Here is a 1,326-nt window from a genome sequence, read left to right as displayed (position 1 = left end):
ACGATCATCGGCGGGACGTCGCTGCTCCGCTTCGTCGGCGAGCGCGTCGTCCCAGTGGACAGCGCGGCGACCGGCGTATTGGGGACGTTTCGCTTCGAGAAACGCGCCGAGGTCTCACCGGGCCTCGAGCAGATCACGCTCTATCTCGCGCTCGTCGGACCGCATGATTACGACCCCGTCATGCCGCCCTATGATCCGGTCTCGCCCTATGAGACGTCGAGCGCGCCGGCGCCCTCCCCCATCACCGTGCAGAGCCCGGATGCGCCGACACTCTCCTTGGTGACGATCACCGGCAGCAAATACATTCAATCGACGGCGAAGGTCGGCGGTTCGACGCCGACCGACACCTCGCTCATCTATTACGTCGAGGCGCGCCTCGTCGACGGCTCGCACAATCCGCTCGGCGGATGGTTCGGCCTCGACACCGTGATTTCGCAATGGGTGCGGGAGTCGACGACGGGCTTCGCTCTCGGGCTCACCTTCGAAGTCCATTCTTGGTTCGTCCAGAACCAAACGCCGAGCCCGATGAGCGGCTCGAGCTTCATCACCATCGCCTGATTTCGGGGACCTCCGTCAATGGCTGATCTCGTTGCTCTGTTTTCGTCCATTTTTCGGGACTATGCGACTAGCGGCGTCCCGTCCAGCGGGCTATGGGAGCCGAAAAAGAGCGAAATTCGCGCTCTCGGCGCCGCCATTGCCGCTGAAATCAATGCGAGCGGAGGCAATGGCACAATCACGCACATTTTGTCGATCGGCGACAAGACGATCGGCGACGGCACGTCGAAACCGCTCTCGACGATTTTCGCATCGCTGCTGGCCGCGCAGGTGTTTTTTCCCAGCGCGGTGGCGCTGTCCGATGAGTTGGACTGGGCCGCGCTGCAAAGTCTAATTGACAGCGCGCCTACTGGCGCGCGGATCGGTATCAGACCTGCTGCGACTTACGTCATCAATCGGCCGCTTGTAATCGGCGGTTCGCTCAACATCGCGGGCGCCGGGCCGGTCCCGCTCCGGCGTCCCGTGTCAGTCACATTCGCGGATTTCGACATGCCGGGCGTCGCGCCATATCTGGCCGGCACGGTCATAGAGCAAACGGCCGCGGCGACGGACGCCATTCAAATCACCGGAAGCGCAACCACTGTTAATCTATACGATTTCGGCATTCTATTCGCGCCGGCTATTCGACATGTCAATACTGGTCATGGGATCAACGCGACACCTACCCTCACTTATTTGAGCGGCCATGATCACGGAATATATAATTCGACGTGGCGAAACATCATGTGTTTCGGTCATGACGGCAACCACTATGCTTATAATTTCGTCAAC

At 60.3% G+C, this 1,326-nt stretch carries 2 protein-coding genes; both read left to right on the top strand.

Annotation, left to right across the window (positions count from 1 at the left end; genetic code table 11):
- The coding region (locus A1351_RS25280; protein ID WP_198162309.1) for a hypothetical protein at window positions 1-558 on the top strand (558 nt) is incomplete at its 5' end.
- 18 nt (window positions 559-576) lie between these two features.
- A partial coding sequence (locus A1351_RS08290; RefSeq protein ID WP_198162307.1) for a hypothetical protein occupies window positions 577-1,326 on the top strand: 750 nt, incomplete at its 3' end.

The sequence above is a fragment of the Methylosinus sp. R-45379 genome, assembly GCF_001644125.1.
Lineage (GTDB): Bacteria > Pseudomonadota > Alphaproteobacteria > Rhizobiales > Beijerinckiaceae > Methylosinus.
This window is presented reverse-complemented; position numbering and strand designations above follow the sequence as displayed.